17 protein-coding genes and 1 pseudogene are annotated in these 18,701 nt (G+C 61.8%); 17 read left to right on the top strand and 1 reads right to left on the bottom strand.

The features are described 5' to 3' along the window. Window positions 1-447 precede the first annotated feature (447 nt). The 13 genes and pseudogenes from AC0L2R_RS28530 (at window position 448) to AC0L2R_RS28470 (ending at window position 12,123) form a co-directional block, all read left to right on the top strand. The gene (locus AC0L2R_RS28530; protein WP_473512874.1) at window positions 448-1,707 is read left to right on the top strand and encodes a glycosyltransferase family 9 protein; all 1,260 of its coding nucleotides are present in this window, start codon (window positions 448-450) and stop codon (window positions 1,705-1,707) included. 319 nt (window positions 1,708-2,026) lie between these two features. Further along, window positions 2,027-2,998, top strand: a pseudogene (locus AC0L2R_RS28525) (cation:dicarboxylate symporter family transporter); the annotation flags it as partial. Window positions 2,999-3,018: 20 nt separating this feature from the next. Continuing rightward, window positions 3,019-3,213 carry a hypothetical protein gene (locus AC0L2R_RS28520; RefSeq protein ID WP_473512873.1) on the top strand — a complete coding sequence of 65 codons (195 nt, stop codon included), beginning with the start codon at window positions 3,019-3,021 and terminating at the stop codon, window positions 3,211-3,213. A 122-nt stretch (window positions 3,214-3,335) separates the two neighbouring features. Continuing rightward, a complete protein-coding gene (locus tag AC0L2R_RS28515; RefSeq protein ID WP_473479462.1) occupies window positions 3,336-4,052 on the top strand; it encodes a DsbA family protein in 717 nt (238 codons plus the stop codon). Window positions 4,053-4,450: 398 nt separating this feature from the next. Beyond that, on the top strand, window positions 4,451-5,437 hold the full coding sequence (locus AC0L2R_RS28510; RefSeq protein ID WP_473512872.1) for an ArdC family protein: 987 nt from the start codon (window positions 4,451-4,453) through the stop codon (window positions 5,435-5,437). A 145-nt stretch (window positions 5,438-5,582) separates the two neighbouring features. Then, complete coding sequence (locus AC0L2R_RS28505; RefSeq protein WP_473512871.1) at window positions 5,583-5,975, top strand: DUF2958 domain-containing protein; 393 nt, start codon at window positions 5,583-5,585, stop codon at window positions 5,973-5,975. Window positions 5,976-6,128: 153 nt separating this feature from the next. Beyond that, on the top strand, window positions 6,129-6,503 hold the full coding sequence (locus tag AC0L2R_RS28500) for a hypothetical protein (RefSeq protein WP_473512869.1): 375 nt from the start codon (window positions 6,129-6,131) through the stop codon (window positions 6,501-6,503). 572 nt (window positions 6,504-7,075) lie between these two features. Further along, a complete protein-coding gene (locus AC0L2R_RS28495) occupies window positions 7,076-7,399 on the top strand; it encodes a DUF736 domain-containing protein (RefSeq protein WP_065010508.1) in 324 nt (107 codons plus the stop codon). Between the two features lie 179 nt (window positions 7,400-7,578). Beyond that, on the top strand, window positions 7,579-7,848 hold the full coding sequence (locus AC0L2R_RS28490; RefSeq protein ID WP_473512868.1) for a helix-turn-helix transcriptional regulator: 270 nt from the start codon (window positions 7,579-7,581) through the stop codon (window positions 7,846-7,848). Next, entirely contained in the window at window positions 7,845-8,393 is a 549-nt protein-coding gene (traF, locus tag AC0L2R_RS28485; protein ID WP_473512867.1) for a conjugative transfer signal peptidase TraF, read from the top strand. Before AC0L2R_RS28490 ends, traF begins: the two co-directional genes overlap by 4 nt. Further along, complete coding sequence (locus AC0L2R_RS28480; RefSeq protein WP_473512865.1) at window positions 8,381-9,067, top strand: lytic transglycosylase domain-containing protein; 687 nt, start codon at window positions 8,381-8,383, stop codon at window positions 9,065-9,067. The genes traF and AC0L2R_RS28480 overlap by 13 nt, the downstream gene beginning before the upstream one ends. Before the next feature lie 211 nt (window positions 9,068-9,278). Further along, entirely contained in the window at window positions 9,279-11,249 is a 1,971-nt protein-coding gene (gene rlxS, locus AC0L2R_RS28475; RefSeq protein ID WP_473512863.1) for a relaxase/mobilization nuclease RlxS, read from the top strand. Window positions 11,250-11,823: 574 nt separating this feature from the next. After that, window positions 11,824-12,123, top strand: a complete 300-nt coding sequence (locus tag AC0L2R_RS28470) for a hypothetical protein (RefSeq protein ID WP_473512862.1) — start codon at window positions 11,824-11,826, stop codon at window positions 12,121-12,123. Window positions 12,124-12,553: 430 nt separating this feature from the next. Here AC0L2R_RS28470 and AC0L2R_RS28465 read toward each other — a convergent pair whose 3' ends face one another. After that, window positions 12,554-12,775, bottom strand: coding sequence for a hypothetical protein (locus AC0L2R_RS28465; RefSeq protein WP_065010489.1), 222 nt, complete (start codon window positions 12,773-12,775; stop codon window positions 12,554-12,556). A 326-nt stretch (window positions 12,776-13,101) separates the two neighbouring features. On the opposite strand from AC0L2R_RS28465, the gene glmS reads away from it, so the two are divergent. The 4 genes from glmS to trbB all read left to right on the top strand — a co-directional run bounded on the left by glmS (window position 13,102) and on the right by trbB (window position 18,701). Next, on the top strand, window positions 13,102-14,925 hold the full coding sequence (glmS, locus tag AC0L2R_RS28460) for a glutamine--fructose-6-phosphate transaminase (isomerizing) (protein ID WP_473512860.1): 1,824 nt from the start codon (window positions 13,102-13,104) through the stop codon (window positions 14,923-14,925). Window positions 14,926-15,171: 246 nt separating this feature from the next. Continuing rightward, window positions 15,172-17,202 carry a conjugal transfer protein TraG gene (locus AC0L2R_RS28455; protein ID WP_473512859.1) on the top strand — a complete coding sequence of 677 codons (2,031 nt, stop codon included), beginning with the start codon at window positions 15,172-15,174 and terminating at the stop codon, window positions 17,200-17,202. Between the two features lie 120 nt (window positions 17,203-17,322). Beyond that, window positions 17,323-17,736: a CopG family transcriptional regulator gene (locus AC0L2R_RS28450; RefSeq protein WP_065010491.1), complete on the top strand. Its 414-nt coding sequence runs from the start codon at window positions 17,323-17,325 to the stop codon at window positions 17,734-17,736. Then, window positions 17,733-18,701: a P-type conjugative transfer ATPase TrbB gene (trbB, locus tag AC0L2R_RS28445; protein ID WP_473512857.1), complete on the top strand. Its 969-nt coding sequence runs from the start codon at window positions 17,733-17,735 to the stop codon at window positions 18,699-18,701. The genes AC0L2R_RS28450 and trbB overlap by 4 nt, the downstream gene beginning before the upstream one ends.

Below are 18,701 nucleotides of genomic sequence, written 5' to 3'. Positions count from 1 at the left end.
GAAAAGGGGCCCGAAAGGGGAAAAATCTTTGCATGACCTCAGACGTGCGCTGGAAATTGTCCTGGGAATGAGTTGCAGCAGGCCGACGATTTCGAATTGTCCGACCTCGATTTCTTAGCGGAGTCTTCCCCTCTCAGAACCGTTGAACGACCGGCGTCACCCAGGCCTAACTCATTCAGGCCAGTCCGCACCTGCCTCTTCCCGCAAAGAAATTCGACAGCCCATCTTTCCGCTCGTCGTTGCCGTCGCTGGTCGGCAAAGCTTCCGGACTGACCGGGGCTGACGCCGGAACTCCTCTTTCGGTTCGCAGACGCGAACACCGCAAATCACCAGTCGTTTCAGAGTCGCTTGCCGCGTTAATTTGTTAACGCGGATCAGATTGGAAGAATCCAACCTACACACACATAACTTGGCTAGCAATGTTGTACGTATAACCTCGGAATGGCAATGGGATACTTTACAAAGCGCGACGCCAATCAAATTATATACCGCAGTTGGGAAGAGTCGGAACAGCCAAGCGCCAAGATGAGAATTTTGGCGCTTAAGCTTGATCGTGTCGGGGACTTTTGGATGTCTCTAGCGCCCCTGATGGACCTGCGTCAGCGCTTTGCCGATGCCCACATTACGCTGGTGGTCGGAAGCTGGAACATCGACACTGCAAAACAGTTCGACCTCGCCGACGATTACGTTGCTTTTGACTTCTTTCCTCGCAACCCGAAGGTCGATACCCGCAAGAAAGCGGCCGACATACGGCCGCTGCTGACCGGCGAGTTTGATCTCGCCATTGATATGCGTGTCCCGGATGAGACAAGGCCCATTTTGCTCGAAATCCCCGCCAGGCATCGTGCGGCGATAGTTGATCCTTACGGAATGCATCAGATCGATATTGCGATAGCGCCATTCGATCTGAAATTGCGCAGAACCATCTTCTACAAGCTGGCTCAAAAAATAGGGATCGCCGACAAATTCCCTCGCACATGGCTTGATTGGTTCGTTGACCGTAAGCAGGTACGTCTCCAGCATGTGTCGGAAATCCTCCTGTTTCTGGTCGCAAAGGCAGCGGCCTGTTTCGACGCAGAAAGTGAAGCGGGCCGCCGACAGAGTTCGGCAGAAGGCAAGTCCCCGATCGTCGTGGCTCCGTTTTCGAATTCCAGCCTTCGCGATTGGCCGATCGAAAACTTTGGCAAACTTGTCGCTGCTCTTTCTACCCGCGGTGAGGTGGTTCTCGTCGGCCGTGGCGAAAGCCGGGAAGCGCTTGAGGAGGTCGCGATGACAGCTCGCGACCGTGGAGCCGCGGAGATTCGAACGGCTGTCGACTTGTCAGAATTGGAATTCAATCATCTCATGAATTCGGCCGCGCTCGTGGTGTCGAACAATTCAGGCACTGGGCATGTCGCTGCCCAGCTTGGCCGCCCTACTGTCGGCATTTTCACCGCGTCACATCTACCGGAAATTTGGGGTTTCCGTGGTCCCCTGGTCAGCATGCTTATGAGCGTTATTGAATGTCGCGGATGTGGTCTGGACAAAGTGCGGCGCTGTCCGGTCAAAGTCCGCTGCAAGTTCGACATCACGCCCGATCTGGTGATTGCCGAGGTAGACGCCTTGATGAATTATTGTAAGAGGCGGGACAAACTTATTGTGGCTCGCGGGCGGTGCGGCCAGAACGACGATCGCGCGCGAAGAGGCAGCTCAGGGCCCATGCCGTAACCCGGCCGGTCGATTACTCCATCTGTGGAGCGCCAGACTATACGGATCGCGGTAGCGATCCCCTGTCGACGGCGGTGTTTGATATCCGACAAGCTCAGCCGACTGGGCGATGGCTTGGACATAGCCATAGCCAGATGTCGACCATCTAGATCCCGATCGCAGCCACCAAGGCAAACAGGTTGCCTCTGCGCGTTATCGCGCCGCCGCTGCTTGGCACGGCGCTTGCGCCCGAGATGGCAGCAGCGTTCGATCGGAGCGCCGCCAGTGAGAGGCCTTGAAGCGAGGAAGAGCCCGCCCCGATCCGGCAGGGAGAGAAACGGTGTTAGCTCCACAAGTCCACAGCGCGAACGCCGGGCCTCGTAAGCCCCATATTGCGCGGCTTTACGTTCAGGTGCTTGCCGCCGTCGCCCTCGGCGTCGCTGTTGGCTTTTTCTATCCGGGGAGCGGAGAGGCTCTGAAGCCGCTCGGCGATGCTTTCATCAAGCTCGTGAAGATCATCATCGCGCCTGTCATCTTCCTGACAATTGCAACCGGCATCGGCGGCATGAACGATCTCAAGAAGGTCGGCCGGGTCGCCGGCAAGGCAATGATCTATTTCCTCACCTTCTCGAGCCTCGCATTGATTGTCGGTCTCATTGTCGCAAATGTCGTTCAGCCAGGTGCCGGCCTCAACATCGATCCAGCCTCGCTCGATGCTCAGGCCGTGAAGGGCTATGCGGCGAAGATCCACGAGCAGTTCGTGACCGGCTTGCTGATGCCGTCAATCGTTGGTGCCTTCGCCGAAGGCGACATCATGCAGGTCCTGTTCTTCTCGGTGCTGTTCGGCATCGCTCTGGCGATGGTCGGCGACACGGGCAAGCCTGTGCTTTCTTTGCTTCAGGCGCTCCTCGCGCCGGTGTTCAAGCTGGTCGGCATTCTGATGAGGGCCGCGCCCGTCGAAGGGGCGAGCGCCAGGCGTTCGGTCGTGGGCCTCGGCATCCCGGCCGCATATTCATTCAATCTGCACGGCACCAATATCCACCTGACGCTGGTCCCCCTCTTCCTCGCCCAGGCGACGAACACGGAAATGTCGATCGGCGGTCGGATCCTGCTGCTGTTCGTCGCCTTGCTCTCTTCGAAGGGAACAACTCGCATTACCGGTGCGGGCCTCCTCACGTTGGCCGCGGCGCTCTTTGTCGTTCCGACCGCCCCAGCTGTCGGCGTGACGCTTATTCTTCGCGTCGACCACTTTGTGTCGGAGTGCCGTGTGCTGACCATTTTTCTCGGCAACGCAGTGGGAAGGTTCGTGTTGCCCGAAGCAGGGCGAGCCGGATGATGGACGATTGGCAAAGGCTCTCGCGAGCGGGTCCTTCGGCGCTCGGGCGTTCGTTGAAGGGCAGATCGCCCGGCGTGATGACCGGTGGTCTCGGCTGGCAACTCGCGAACGCCGCTCAGCTATTGCAGTCAGCCCATTGGAGCGAAGCCGTCATAAAGCAACCGCCAGATGGCGCCGGCATCGAATTGTGAGCCCCCCCCGCGACTGCCGATACTGCGGGAACTGCCGGGCACGCGATCCAAAGCGACGACCAACTTTCACGCCAAAAGGCCAGCCGTTGCTGCCCCGTTAACGGCTGATTGGAGCCCGACCCATGTCAAAGCAAAACGCCGTCCTTGTCGCCGTAATCGGTTTTTTAGTCCTCGCCCTGTCCGTGCTGGGAACGCTAAGGCGACAGCCAGATAGGTTGACGACCTGCAACGGCTCGGAGATGAACGCCTTGCTCGCGGCGGACTTGAGGATACTCATTCCGCAGCATCGCGACGCACTCCTCAACGACCTCGCCTCGCCAGTCGCCGGCAATCCGCAGGGCGACGTCCCCCTGGCCTCATTCCTCGACTACAACTGCCCGCTGTGCAAGGAAATGGACCTCATTCTCCAGCAAGCCCTCAAGCATGATCCCAATCTGAGGATTGTGCGTAAACAGCTCCCGGTCCTGGGACCTGCTTCCGAATTCGCCGCGCGTGCGGCGCTCGCCTCCCACAAACAGGGAAAATATGAGGCGTTTAATCGCGCCCTTTTTGCTTTTCCCGGCTTGGTGAACCAAAGAACTACCCTAGTCATTGCGGCACGTGTCGGCCTCGATGTTGAGCAGCTCAAGCGGGATATGGAAGGCCCGGCCATCACCGAAGCCATCGCACGCGATCGCGCGCTCGCGAACGAGCTGTACATCACCGGCACGCCGGCGTTGGTGGTCGGCGACGAAGTGATAGCCGGGGTGGTAGAGACGGCCGGGCTGCGAAGCTGCATCGCCGATGTGCGCGCAAACGCCAAGGTTCAGTCTTCCACAGCTGCAAAATGGGCATTTTGACCGCATCAACTGCTCTCGGGACCAGAGTCCTGAGCGCCCGCGCGCCTGAAGGCGCGCGCCGGGTGCTCGTGCACCGAGCCCGCTTTTCTTCGACAGGCTCAGGCGGTCTCGGCCATCCGGCTTCGCCCCCTGACGCCGGCAGCCTGTCGGCTGCTGACGGTCGCCGGCCAGCTGGCCGGCGTCGATTTTGTGGTGGCCTTCCCCGGTGGCACGGGGTGGGCGGCACTCCCTTCTAGGCCAGCCGCGGCATCCCGCAACCCTCCGCTTGCCGCTCCGGGTCCTCCTCTTCGTTCCGGTCCTTCGGATGCGGTCCGCCTTCTACGGCGGGCCTTTCCGGTCGCTTTCGCCGCCCACCCCGCTTCCGGGGAGGGCGCGATTGGCGAATGGAGGACCAGACAATGCGTGCAAACAACAAGCGTTCCGGCAGCCGAGGGGCTGGCGCGGGCAAGGGCGGGCGCTCAGGCGCCAGCCTCTATCAGGAGATCACAGATCGCATCGTTGCCGAACTGGAGCGCGGCACCGTGCCATGGGTCAAGCCCTGGGGCAGGGCAAAGGCAGGCCTTGGCCTGCCCAGGAATGCAGCCACCCAGCGCCGCTATTCCGGCATCAATATCCTGATCCTGTGGGGCGCCGTCCTCGAGCGCGCATACCCCAGCCAGAACTGGCTCACCTTCCAGCAGGCGCTTGCCCTTGGCGGCAATGTCAGGAAGGGCGAGCGCGGCACGACCATCGTTCACGCTGACCGATTTATTCCCAAGGACGAAAAGGAACGCGCCAAGGCCGATGGCGACGAACCGCAGGCTGTGCCTTTTTTGAAGCGCTTTACCGTCTTCAATGTCGCGCAGTGCGATAATCTGCCCGACGATCTCCATGCCGCCGCCGAGCCGCTGCCGGCGCGCGAAATCGTCCCGCAGGCCGAGCAACTTATTCGCAGAAGCCGTGCGGATTTCCGTATCGGTGGCGATCGCGCTTTCTACATGCCCGGAAGCGACACCATCCAGGTGCCGCCCCAGCCGGCTTTCTTCCACCAGATCGACTACTACCGGACCTGCTTTCACGAGCTTGGCCACTGGACCGGCCACCCGACGCGACTCGCGCGCGACCTGTCAGGCTCATTCGGCTCCAGAACCTATGCGCGCGAGGAACTGGTCGCCGAAATCGCAGCGGCTTTCGTCTGCAGCAGTCTCGGCATTGAGCCGACGGTGCGCCACGCCGACTATATCGGCTCATGGCTGAAGGTGCTGCGCGAGGACAATCGCGCCATCTTCCGCGCCGCCAGCCACGCCTCGAAAGCCGCCGATTTCCTGCTCGGCCTTAAGACCGACGTCGAAGGTGAGGCGCATGCCGAGATCAAAAGTGAGGCGAATGCCGAGATCGCCGCGTGAGCACGCTCCATCGCCATGCGCGACCGCCTTGCGCTTCTGAGGGCGCGCCGATGCGCGCCCGCGCGCGGCGCACCAGCCGCTCGTATCCGCCTGTTTCAAAAAGCCGCAACTCAGTCAGCCCGAACCGTCTTGAAGGAATTCCGCAATGATCCTGATCACCGATGAACTGCGCGCCCGGCTCCTCGCCAACGGCGCTGCCGACACCGAAACCGACCACGCACCGGTCGTGAAACTGTTCGATCCGGCCGGTCCTGCGATCTGGCTCCTGACCGAACTCGATGTGGACGGCGACACGCTGTTCGGCCTTTGCGACCTCGGCTTCGGCTTCCCTGAACTCGGCAGCGTCAGCCTTGCCGAACTCGAATCCATCAAGGGTCCGCTCGGACTGGGCATCGAGCGCGACCTTTATTTCATAGCGCGTTGTCCGCTGTCCGTTTATGCGGAGGCCGCGCGCAGCGCCGGCCAGATCACCGAAGCCGAGCGGCTTCTGAGGCAGGCAGCGGAAGCACTTGCCAAATCCCATTCCGAGCGCCGCTAGGCGCGGCGGAGCCAGAGCGCCGCTAGGCGCAAACCCGTCCCCGCCGCATCGGTCTTCGGTCTCTCCGGCGGGGACAATCGCACCCCAAACGAAGGAGAAAGACACGAAGCTTGCCCATATTCGCTCGACCGACTGAATATTTCCGCCCTCAACATGCGCCACGGAAAACGCACGCCCGACCTGTCCGACATTCTGCCGTCCGTCCGCGCGCGGCGTCCTCGTGCCGCTTCTGGTGCGGCCCAACGGCTCGCCGGAAAGCTTCGAGATCGTCGCCGGACGGCGCGCTATTTCGCCTCGAAATCGCTCGCCGACGGGCGAGGTAAAGCCAATCCCTTGCCCTGCGCCATCATGGAGGCTGGCGAGGACGCCGATGCTCTCGAAGCCTCGTTGATCGAGAACGTCGCCCGCCTCGACTCCGACGAAGCGTCGCAATGGGAGACGTTCTCACGGCTGATCAGAGAGGCGTGCGCTTGGGGCTGCTCGACCATCCGAGCGCAGCACTTCGCCCGATGGTGGCGCATGCGATAGCCGGTTCCGGCCTGTGGCAGGTTCGCCGCGAACCGTAGCGCGCTTGCAGCGAGATCATGGCCGCAAGCCTCGCCGGAAGCAGGGCGGAAGCTGCGTTCGCCGCCTGCATGTTCGAGCTTCCTTTGCCCCGCATCGCGCACCAAGATCCAGGCCGGCAAACTCCTGATCCCCATGGATCGGTCCGCCCGCCCGATGCCTGATCTGCGCCCAACCTGCGGTCACGATCTCGATCGGCGTGGGCACCTGATCAGCCGCAGGCCTTGTAAATTCCCGCCCCTCCTGCCTGGCTGTAGCGACCGCGTTTCCCACGATCTCCTGCTCTCTTCAAGGACCATTCCCCTGCGGCTGGCTTGTGACCTATGGTGGGATCCGGCCGCCCGAAACCCTCGCCGATCAGCTTTTTTCCCCGCCGCCTGCGGCGGCTTCCTCGCGCCGCTTCGCTTCAAAAAAGCTGCCCGCTCAGGTCCTCCGCTATCGCTTCGGCCCTGTCGGGTTCAGGCGGTCCGGACGCGCCCATTACGGTCCGCCATCGCAGGGGATGGTCCCCGGCGACAGCAAAAGGAGACTTCGAAATGACCGCGATCGGTTACGTCAACAAGCAGGAAAACGGCGGCTACAAGGGCCAGCTCAAGACGCTCAGCGTCCGCGCCGACATCGACATCGTCCCCAACCAGGCCAAGAGCGCCGACAACCATCCCGACTTCCGGGTGCTGACGCAAGGGGTCGAAGTTGGCGCCGGCTGGATCCGCACCGGCGAAACCTCCGGCAAGGACTATGTGAGCCTGTCGATTGCGGCGCCGGAGTTCGGACCGCGCAAGCTCTACGCCAATCTCGGCCGCGCCGCCGGCCAGGACGATGACGACACCTACGCCATCATCTGGAACCCGGCCGACTGATCGGCCGACCCGAGCCTCGCGCCCCAGCCGGCGCGGGGCTCATCATTCCCAGGCGCTCTAGCCAAACCCGTCCGCCCGAAAAGGCGGCGAAAACTCTCCCCGGACTCTTCGCCCGTCCCGGAGGCGATCTCGCTAGCCCATCCTCGCCCTCGCTTGTCCGAAGCGAAACGAGGATCACCATGGACGACGAAAACGAACGCGCGGCCCGCGCCAAAAAGGGCAGTCCCTTTCTCAGCACAGCCCAAGCAGCCTTCTATATCGGGCTCTCCCAGCGCACCCTGGAAAAGATGCGGCTCACGGGCGGCGGCCCGAAATTCCGCAAGCACGGCCGCTATGTCCGCTACCACATCGACGAACTCGACGGATGGTCGAAAGGACACCCGCAGTACGCCCGTAACGCGGGTGGTGAGGCCGGTTCCGGCCAAGCCGGCCAGGGAGGCCGAGCATGAGCCGGCGCCCTTCCATCCGTCTGATCGGCAGCGGCCTGCCGCGCCTCCAGGCACGCAAAACCATCGCCGCTGCCGTGATTGGACTGACCCTGATCGGCTTCGCCGGCACCGTCAAACCAAGGCCCTGGCTGGTCTGGAACGCCTCGGCCAGCGCGCCCGTCGGCCTCTATCGCCTCGGGCTTGCAGCACCGGCTCGGGGCGATCTGGTGCTCGTCCGCCCGCCAGAATCGCTCGCCGAACTCGCCGCCGAACGCGGCTATCTGCCCCGCAACGTGCCGCTGGTAAAACGTCTTGCGGCGCTGCCGGGCGACGAAGTCTGCACCTTCAATGACGCGGTCATCATCGACGGCGAGATCGTTGCGCGACGGCTGGCGAAGGATACCAGAGGCCGCCCGCTGCCACGGTGGAACGGGTGCCGGACACTCGCCGACAACGAAATCTTCCTGCTCGGCAGCGACGATATTCGGTCATTCGACAGCCGCTATTTCGGGCCGGTGCCGCGCGCAAATGTCATCGGGAGGCTCGTGCCGCTATGGACCGAGTGACCCTGCTGATGTTCGGCATAATCGCCTTTGCGCCATGCGCCTGTTCCGCCTCGACCGGCGCTGAGCCGGTCGCCATCTCCCAAAATCCGCAGCTTCAAAGGTGGCAGGAGTTCACAGACGAAGCAAGCAGACGCTTCCGTATTCCTCAGGCCTGGATTTACGCCGTCATGCATGCCGAAAGCGGCGGCAAGACCACGCTCGACGGCCTCCCAATTACCTCACGCGCGGGCGCAATGGGCCTCATGCAGGTGATGCCGGAAACGTATGAGGACATGCGTGCCGAATACGGTCTGGGAGCCGATCCGCACGATCCGCGTGACAATATTCTCGCCGGAACCGCCTATCTCAGCGCCATGTTTGACCGCTTCGGATTCCCCGGCCTGTTTGCCGCCTACAACGCAGGACCCGAGCGCTACGAAGAGCATTTGAAGCGTGGGAAGCCGCTGCCCAAGGAGACCGTTGCCTATCTCAAACAGCTCAGGAGGACGGGGATTTCGGCGGACGACATTGATGAATTCGAAGGGGACTCCAAGGCGCCAGACAGCCAAAACGCTCCCTCCGGCCGCTCGCTCTTCTTCCTTCGTCACGGCGTTCGCGCCGGCGAAGCGAAAGGCGATCTCTTTGTGCCGCTGCGCGTCAATCGCGCTCGGACGAACGAGCCGAATGGCGGGTGACTCGGCGAGCGGGGGCGCGGTTTTGCGGGGCGGGAAAGAGCAGGTGCGGAAGCCGGAAGGGGAAGGGCGGCGTAAGGCAAGATAAAGGCAGTGCCTCCAGGAGGCGGCGAAGTCTTTGTCTGCACATCGTTTTTCCCGGAGGCTGCTGGCAGAGCCGGGAGTGTGGGACACGCAAGTAACTGACTCTGCTTGAAATTTCTGGGAGGCCACGATGCAGGATGACGAATTCAGGCCGAAGCTCGGCAGAATAGGTTCGCGCGGCTCGAAGGCAGGCAAACGCTTCGCCAGCCAGGTCCGGGCGGCGATTAACAGAGCCGGCGGCCGACCGCAGGGCGGCGGCCGCTTTAACGGCAGCCGGGCAGGGCGCGGCGGAGCGGCCGCCGCGCTGCTGAAATCACGCGACAGGTATGCTGCCTTCCGGCAGCGGCGGGTGGTGGTCAAGGCGCGCGTCGTCAAGCTGGCCGGCAAAGGCCAGGGTGGGGCGCGTGCGCATCTGCGCTACATCCAACGCGACGGCGTTACCCGGGAAGGCGCGCCTGGCGAGCTCTACAGCGCCGACAGTGATCGCGTCGACAGCAAGGCCTTCCTTGATCGTGCCGATGGCGATCGGCATCAATTCCGCTTCATCGTCGCACCCGAAGACGGCATCCAGTATGACGACCTGAAGCCACTCACGCGCCGGCTCATGGCGCAGATGGAGGAGGATCTCGGCACGAAGCTCGACTGGGTTGCCGTCGATCATTTCAACACCGGCCACCCGCACACCCATCTCATCGTCCGTGGCAAGGACGACCGCGGCGAGAACCTCGTCATTGCGCGGGAATATATCTCAAGCGGAATCCGCGAACGGACCGCCGAGCTGGTCAGCCTCGATCTCGGTCCACGAACCGATCGCGAGATCGAGCACCGCCTGCGCCAGGAAATGGAGCAGGAGCGCTTCACCAGCATCGACCGGCAGCTGCTCAGCATGCGCGACAGCGATGGACTGGTTTCTCCGGTCGGCCGCGACGCCTTTCGACAGACCCTGCACCAGGGCCGCCTGCGCAAACTCGGACGGATGGGTCTGGCCGAGGAGATCAGCTCCGGCCGCTGGCGCCTCGACGATGAGCTCGAAGCGACACTGCAGCGCATCGGCGAGCGCGGTGACATAATCAAGACGATGCACCGAGACATTGCGGATAGAGGACTATCCCGAAGTGCAGCCGACTGTGTGATCCACGATCAATCCGGGCAGCTCGCGCAACCTTTCGTTGGCCGCCTTGTGGCGCGCGGGCTTGCCGACGAGATCAACGACCGCCACTACCTCATTGTGGATGGGGTGGACGGGAAAAGCCACTACATCGATGTCGGCAAAGGCGAGGCCACCGAACCGACGCCCGACGGCTGCATCGTCCGTGTCACGCCGAGAAACACCGGGCCGAGGCAGGTTGACCGCACCGTCGCCGAGATCGCTGCCGTCCACGGCGGGCGCTACAATGTTGATATCCACCTGAAGCATGATCCGTCTGCCAGCGAACGCTTCGCCGAAACCCATGTGCGTCGTCTGGAAGCCATTCGCCGCGAAACCGGCACTGTCAGGCGCGAAGCCGACGGCACATGGATTATCGCGCCGAACCATCTCGACCAAGTCGCCGACTACGAGCGCAAGCGAGCCATGGCTGTGCCTGTTGTCGTCGACAAGCTCTCATCAATGCCGCTTGATCAGCAAATCGGATTCGACGGTGCCACCTGGATCGACCGGGAAATGGTTTCCGATTCACCGGAGGCCCTGCGCAACTCCGGCTTTGGCCGTGACGTGCGGGAGGCGCAAGCCCGCAGGCGGCAATGGCTGATTGCTCAGGGTCTCGCGCATGAAGAGCAGGACCGCACCGTCTATCGCGCCAACATGATTTCGATCCTCCGCCAGCGTGAACTGAACCGTGTTGCCGGTCAGCTCTCGGAAGAGCTCGGTCTGTCCTATGCTGAAGTGCGACCCGGAGACCGGGTACAAGGCACTCTCCGCCGCTCAGTTGAGCTCGCCAGCGGCAAATACGCCCTTATCGAGAAATCGCGCGAGTTTGTCCTCGTCCCGTGGCGGCCGGTGCTCGAGCGGCATGTCGGCAAAGAGATTTCTGGCATAGTGCAGCGAGACGGTATCTCCTGGAACATCGGTCGGCAAAGGAGTGGGCCTAGCGTTTCATAACTTGTGTGGCAGCCATGCGTGAGTGCGGTGTGCCTTGGATGGCCCGGCAAGAGTTCGACCAAGGCGCTCCGATAGCGTGAGTGCCACCAGCTCTGGTAGGTCTATCGGACCAAGGACAGCGCGCCCCGTGGCCAATTGCGATCCCATTCTAACCAAGATGCTCGGGCTCGCGCCAGATCGCCGTTAAGCTTGCCGGAGCTCGCGCAAAGGTCGAGGACATTTACTGAACCAGCTCGACAAAAAACAAGGGATCGAGCTCCTCCCAGCTGCTGTCGCTGTGGATGCCCTTCCACATGGCATGAGGTTAAGGGCATTCCGAGCAACGAGTCCGCCTCCGCTTCAATGGCTCGCGAACGATCTGACGAGGTCGAGCAGTTTGGCCATGCGCTTCGAGCATCAGAGTATCGCCGCTTTCCAAGCTGATCGGTGGACGAGGTGAACCGCTCTTATGCTCGGAAAAGGCGAGGCTCGTCGCACCGATAGGGTGTAACGATGTCGACATCGGCGATAAACGTTACGAGCATCGTCGGCTGTAGGCGAGCATCATGCACCCGTCCCAACTCGGGAGGGAGCCATGAGCAGCCCCAACACCTCGAAAATTGGCCTTGCCTACTCAAAAGACCGCGACCGTGCGCAGCCGATTCATAACCCAGCAACGGCACATAAAAACGAACTGCTGCTGCGCATGTCTCCGGCCGACCCGCAATTGCTCAGCCCACACCTTCACCGCAGCTACCTGCCATTGAGAACCCAACTCGAAACGGCAAACGCCCCTATAGAGGCTGTCTACTTCTTTGAGATGGGGATCGGCCCGGTGGTGGCGAAACTCCGGCCGGAGCTCGACGCCGAAGTTGTCGTAGTCCGGTTTTTGTAGCACATCAGCTGTCCGCTTTGGGTTGACGGCGAAGCCCGGATGAAAGCGGAAGAACACCCGGGGCCGCTTGCTGGTTCAGTTGACTGCCGCGGCAGGCTCCTGCGCATGTGCTTGTCGCTGCCCTTGCGTCGTTTCCGGTGAAGCGCCGACCTCGTGTCGAGACGCAGTCAAGGTTGGCCGCCGCGCTGCCGCGGGCGCTGCGACGCTTCCAGGCCACGCCTTGAGGGGCGTTGAGCCGCCGGCCGGGATGTCAGCGTGCCGATGGAAGTCAGGGTCGTTGCCACGCGCTGTTTGGCATTGTCCAGAACTGATGAGTTTGGCGCAAGTTCCAGACGGCCGACAGTGCGCGTGAGCAATCATGCAGGAGTTTGCCAAGGCGGCCAGCAAGGCAGTCGAACAGGCAAAGGGAAGGTCCGGGTGACTGCATCCCTCAGCGGAGATGACGAGTAGCCCGCCGCTTCGATCTGATGAGTTCAAGCAGCTCAGCCTCATCCGCGTCAGCCTCTTCTTCCAACGTGACCAAAATATCCAGGGCGAGATTGTCCGCCTCCAACGATGAGCGGGCGATATGCTCGTCACTGCATATCTGGTCGAATACCCGTTGGCATAGATCGAGATCGGCAGGGTATAGACCGGCCCGTTTGAACGGCATTTTGAACACCCCTAAGCATTGTAGCAGTCAATGGTTCTAAGGGCCGTTAACTGGGCGAGTCAACAGCATGTAAAAAGCGGACATTGCGATGATCGTTACGCCTCAGCCGACTACGGAAACTCGTCCCAACTGGCGGTTGGTGGACGCAAGCCGGCACCGCGCGTACCGTTTCTCGCTGGTCAACACGTCCTCTTCTATCCACTGGCTGGATGGCAGCCATCCCAACAATCGATTTTACCTGTTTTACCGAATTCTACTAGGAGGCTCAGCGCCGGGCGGTGCCCTTCGGGTCGGCTGAGGCTACCGGGAAGAATTCGGAGACGATCATGTGCGGGATTGTTGGCATCGTTGGGCATCAGCCGGTGTCTGATCGGTTGGTCGACGCTTTGAAGCGTCTCGAATATCGAGGATATGACTCAGCCGGCGTTGCCACCATCACCGAGGGCTCGTTGCACTGCCGGCGCGCCAAGGGCAAGCTCATCAATCTCGAGACGAGGTTGAAGGAAGAGCCGCTGAGTGGCACCATCGGCATCGCACACACGCGCTGGGCAACGCATGGGGCACCGACTGAGCGCAACGCGCACCCGCACTTTACGGACGGTGTGGCCGTCGTTCACAACGGCATTATCGAGAATTTCGCCGAGTTGAAGGACGAACTGGTGGCGGCGGGCGCCGAGTTCCAGACCGACACCGACACCGAGGTCGTCGTGCATCTCTTGGCAAGACACCGCCGGGAGGGCATGGGACGGGGTGAGGCAATGCACGCCATGCTGAAGCGCGTCAGGGGCGCCTACGCGCTTGCCATTCTCTTCGAGGATGATCCGTCGACCATCATGGCGGCGCGCAATGGACCACCGCTGGCGATCGGTCACGGCGACGGCGAGATGTTCCTGGGCTCCGACGCCATGGCGCTAGCTCCCTTCACAAATGCAATCACATATCTCGTCGACGGCGACTGGGCCGTTATCGGCAAGGCAGGCGCCGATATCTTCGATTTCGATGGCCATCCCGTCGAACGTCCGCGCCAGACTTCCACGGCCGGGGCATACCTGACCAATAAGGGCAACCGTCGCCACTTCATGGAGAAGGAAATTTACGAGCAGCCCGAGGTCATCGCCCGTGCGCTCGGACATTACATCAACTTCGAAGGGAATCGCGTCGATACGGTTTCGAGCATAGATTTCTCCAGCATCCCGAGCCTGGCGATCTCGGCTTGCGGCACCGCCTATCTGGCCGGACTGATCGCAAAATACTGGTTCGAGCGCTATGCGCGCCTGCCGGTCGAAATCGACGTTGCGTCCGAATTCCGCTACCGGGAGATCCCGTTGCCGCCTGAATCGGCGGCTCTTTTCATTTCGCAATCCGGCGAAACCGCCGATACGCTCGCGTCCCTGAGGTACTGCAAGGGGCGTGGGCTGAAAACCGGCGCTGTCGTCAATTCCCGCGAATCGACCATCGCTCGGGAGGCCGACGCGATCTTCCCGATCCTTGCCGGCCCGGAGATCGGCGTCGCCTCCACCAAGGCTTTCACGTGCCAGCTTGCGGTTCTGGCAACACTCGCCATCGGCGCTGCCAAGGACCGTGGAACGCTAACTGAATATGAGGTGAAGGCGCTCGTCGGGAGCCTTGCCGAAATGCCGGGCGTCATGGGCCGGGTACTGAACAGCATCCAGCCAGATATCGAGCTCCTGTCGCGCGAACTGTCAAAGTGTCATGGTGTCCTGTATATTGGCCGCGGCACCAGTTTCCCACTGGCGATGGAAGGTGCGCTGAAGCTCAAGGAGATTTCCTACATCCATGCGGAGGGCTATGCGGCTGGCGAATTGAAGCATGGTCCGATCGCATTGGTAGACGAGAATATGCCAGTGATCGTCATCGCGCCACATGATCGTTTTTTCAACAAGACCGTCTCCAATATGGAGGAAGCGGCCGCCCGTGGAGGGCGGATTATTCTCATCACCGATGAAAATGGGGCCGCTGCGTCGAAACTCGACACGATGCATACGATCGTGCTGCCGGCCGTCGACGAGATTATCGCGCCGATGATCTTCTCGCTGCCGATACAGCTTCTTGCCTATCATACGGCGGTCTCCATGGGCAAAGATGTCGACCAGCCGCGCAATCTCGCAAAATCGGTCACCGTCGAATGATGTGACGCGCTCATAGGTGGCATGCGTACATCGGAAATACACTTCAAAGCGTCACCGGCATTTGGATGTCGACGAGAGGCAGATCAGGTCTGCGGCCAAGTGGGCATATTTGCTCCACCGAAAGTTTCCAGTCTGAGCGATCCAGCCCATTCCCTCATCGCACCTGGTCGTGCGTAGTGTGCATTTCAGTTCACATCGCGCCGCGCGATGCTTGGCCCCGCATGTCCAGAACTGCGGAGAAAGCCAATGACGCCTACGAAGTTGCTGATTGGGCAGATCGCCGTCGTGTTCGCAATCGTGATACTCGGCGTATGGGCGGCCACGCAGTGGTGCGCCCACATGCTCGGCCATCAACCGCCACTCGGCGCGCCATGGTTAGTCGCGGCTGGCTGGCAGATCTACAAGCCGTGGAAACTGTTCGAATGGTGGTTCCACTTCGACGCTTATGCGCCCGAGGTCTTCGATAAGGCCGGTGCGCTTGCCGGCGCCAGTGGGTTGCTGGGCTGTGCCGCCGCGATCGCCGGCTCGCTCTGGCGCGCGCGACAGCTCGGGTCGGTCACCACATATGGCTCGTCAAGGTGGGCCGCGACTCACGAGATCGAGACGGCAGGGCTGTTTCGGCCGGCCGGCGTTTTCCTAGGCAAGCTGAAGGATCGTTATCTGCGCCATGACGGGCCCGAGCACGTCATGGCCTTTGCCCCAACACGATCAGGCAAGGGCATCGGACTGGTTGTTCCAACTCTTCTGTCCTGGACCGGCTCGGCCGTCATTCACGATATCAAAGGCGAGAACTGGCAGTTGACCTCCGGCTGGCGCTCGAAGTTCTCCTACTGTCTTCTGTTCAATCCGACCGATCCGAGGTCGGCGCGCTATAACCCGCTGCTGGAGGTACGAAAAGGTCCAGACGAGGTCCGCGACGTCCAGAACATCGCCGACATCCTGGTAGATCCGGAAGGCGCGCTGGACCGGCGGAACCACTGGGAGAAAACCAGTCACTCACTCTTGGTCGGCGCCATTTTGCACGTGCTTTACGCCGAAGAGGAAAAGACGCTCGCTCGCGTCGCCACCTTCCTGTCCGACCCGCAACGCTCGTTTGCCGCGACACTACGGCGGATGATGACGACCAACCATCTCGGCGCGGCGGATAAACCCCAGGTCCATCCTGTCGTGGCCTCGGCAGCTCGCGAGGTGTTGAACAAGTCGGAGAACGAGCGTTCAGGCGTTCTTTCGACCGCCATGTCGTTCCTCGGCCTCTATCGCGATCCTACGGTGGCGGCAGCGACATCAGCCTGCGACTGGCGCATTGCCGACCTCCTGGATGCTGAGCGACCGATGTCACTCTATCTGGTCGTGCCGCCATCGGACATCTCGCGCACGAAGCCGCTGGTGCGACTTGTGCTCAATCAGATCGGCAGGCGTCTGACGGAGCGGCTGGAGGGGGATCCTAAGAAGAGCAGGAACCATCAACTGCTCATGATGCTGGACGAATTCCCGGCGCTCGGTCGCCTTGATTTCTTCGAAACCGCGCTCGCCTTCATGGCCGGCTATGGCATCCGTGCATATCTGATCGCGCAATCCTTGAACCAGATCTCCAAGGCGTATGGGGACAACAATGCCATTCTCGACAACTGCCATGTGCGGATTGCCTTTTCCTCCAATGACGAGCGCACGGCCAAACGCATTTCGGACGCGCTCGGCACGGCGACGGAGCTGAGGTCCATGCGCAACTATGCCGGCCATCGCTTGGCCCCCTGGCTGTCGCACGTGATGGTTAGCCGCCAGGAGACCGCCCGCCCACTATTGACACCGGGCGAGGTGATGCAGTTGCCGCAAGCCGATGAACTGGTGTTGGTTTCAGGGCTGCCGCCGATCCGGGCGACGAAGCTGCGCTACTACCAGGATCGAAATTTCACCGAGCGCGTGCTTTCTGCGCCGGTATTGCGCGACGGCGCTTACGCGGATCGGCCAGTACCGCGCCCGGACTGTTGGATCGGGCAGGTGCGGAGCGTTGACCGCCGTCTGGCTGGCGGCGGCGGAAGCGCGGGCGAGGCAATTGAAGATGAAGGAGGTGTCCAGCAACAGCGACATCCGGGTCTGCCTGAAGAGCATACAGCCGTCACTCTGGAGCCCGACCGGGACGACCTGCTCAAGCCCGCGGACGATGATAGCGAGGCAGTTGCCGACAGGCGCGTGATGGACCGAATTTCCACTGCCGCACGCGCCTATGGCATCAACGAGGGAACGGGCGACAACAAGGACATCGTGCCCGGCTTCTGAAAGAAGCTGCCGAAGGCAGAGCGCAAATCAGCGTAGATAACGGCCATAAGCAATTTCGAGGAAGTCGCCGATGCTCGTTCCCGCCCGCGCAACAGCGCTGGGACAGTTGGAACGAGCCACATGAGCCCTCAGCGCATTCGTCATCAGTTTCTGCTCGAACCCGACCTGAGCAAGAAACTGGACGACCTCAACCGCGATCCATCGACGACCAAATCAGCGATCGTGGCGAAGGCAGTCGAGGCCTTTATCGAGCGGCGTGGCGAGAACGAGCTCGACCGGCGCTACGGCGTAAGGCTCGACCGTCTTTCTCGTGACCTCGGTCATCTCAGACGCGACGTCGAGATGATCCTAGAGAGCCTGGCGCTCTTCATTCGCTTTTCCATCACGCTTCATGCTCACACGCCAGTCCCGGACAGGGCGACGCAGGCGATAGCCCAGGAGCGCTTCGACAAATTCGTCGAGCAAGTGGGCCGCCAGATCGCCTCCGGCAAACGGTCGCTTGGTACGGATAATGGCGGGGGAGGGGAAGGATGACTTCTCATCCGGAGGTCGACCATCGCCATCGTGCCATGTTGCGCACCGCCATGGGCCCGGCAATCGCTGAGGCCCTTGCCGATTCATCTGTTGTCGAGGTGATGGTCAATCCCGACGGTGCGCTGCGGCTCGACCGGCTGGGAGAAGGTCGGGTCGGTACCGGCGTGCATATGCACCCATCCGAGGCGGAACGCATCGTTCGCCTGGTCGCTTCCCATGTGCGTGCCGAGGCGCATGCGGGTAGTCCGATCGTCAGCGCCGAACTGCCCTCGGGCGAGCGCTTCGAGGGGCTGTTGCCGCCAGTCGTTCTGGCGCCATGCTTCGCCATCCGCAAACCGGCCGCAAAACTCTACACGTTGGCCAACTATGTCGCCGACCAAATCATGCTGCCGCTGCAGGCCGATGCGCTGAGGAAGGCCGTGCGCGAGCGGCGCAACATATTGGTCGCAGGCGGCACGTCGTCGGGTAAAACCACGCTCGCCAATGCGCTGCTGGCCGAAGTCGCGGAATGCGACGAGCGGGTGATCTTGATCGAAGACACACGCGAGCTGCAGTGCGCTGCCAAGGACTGCGTTGCACTCAGGACAAGACGGGGCTCGGTGACGCTTGCCGATCTCGTTCGCTCGACGCTGCGGCTCAGGCCCGACCGCATCGTCGTCGGCGAAGTCCGGGGTGCGGAAGCCCTCGATATGCTGAAGGCATGGAACACTGGCCACCCCGGCGGCATCGCAACGGTTCACGCCAATTCGGCGCGCTCCGCCCTCTACCGGATCGAGCAACTCGCGCAGGAAGCCGTCGTCACTGTACCACGCCGTCTGATCGCCGATGCCATCGATCTGATTGTCTTCATCGCCGGGCGCGGATCCTCGCGCCGCATTGACGCCATCGCCCAGGTCACCGGTCTCGACGGCAGCGGCGATTACGCCGTCACCCAACTGACGCTCCCGCAACTTCAGCAGTTTTGA

The organism is Mesorhizobium sp. WSM4820, assembly GCF_055811075.1.
Note: the sequence above shows the minus strand (reverse complement) of the source record. Positions and strands in the feature narration are given on the sequence as shown.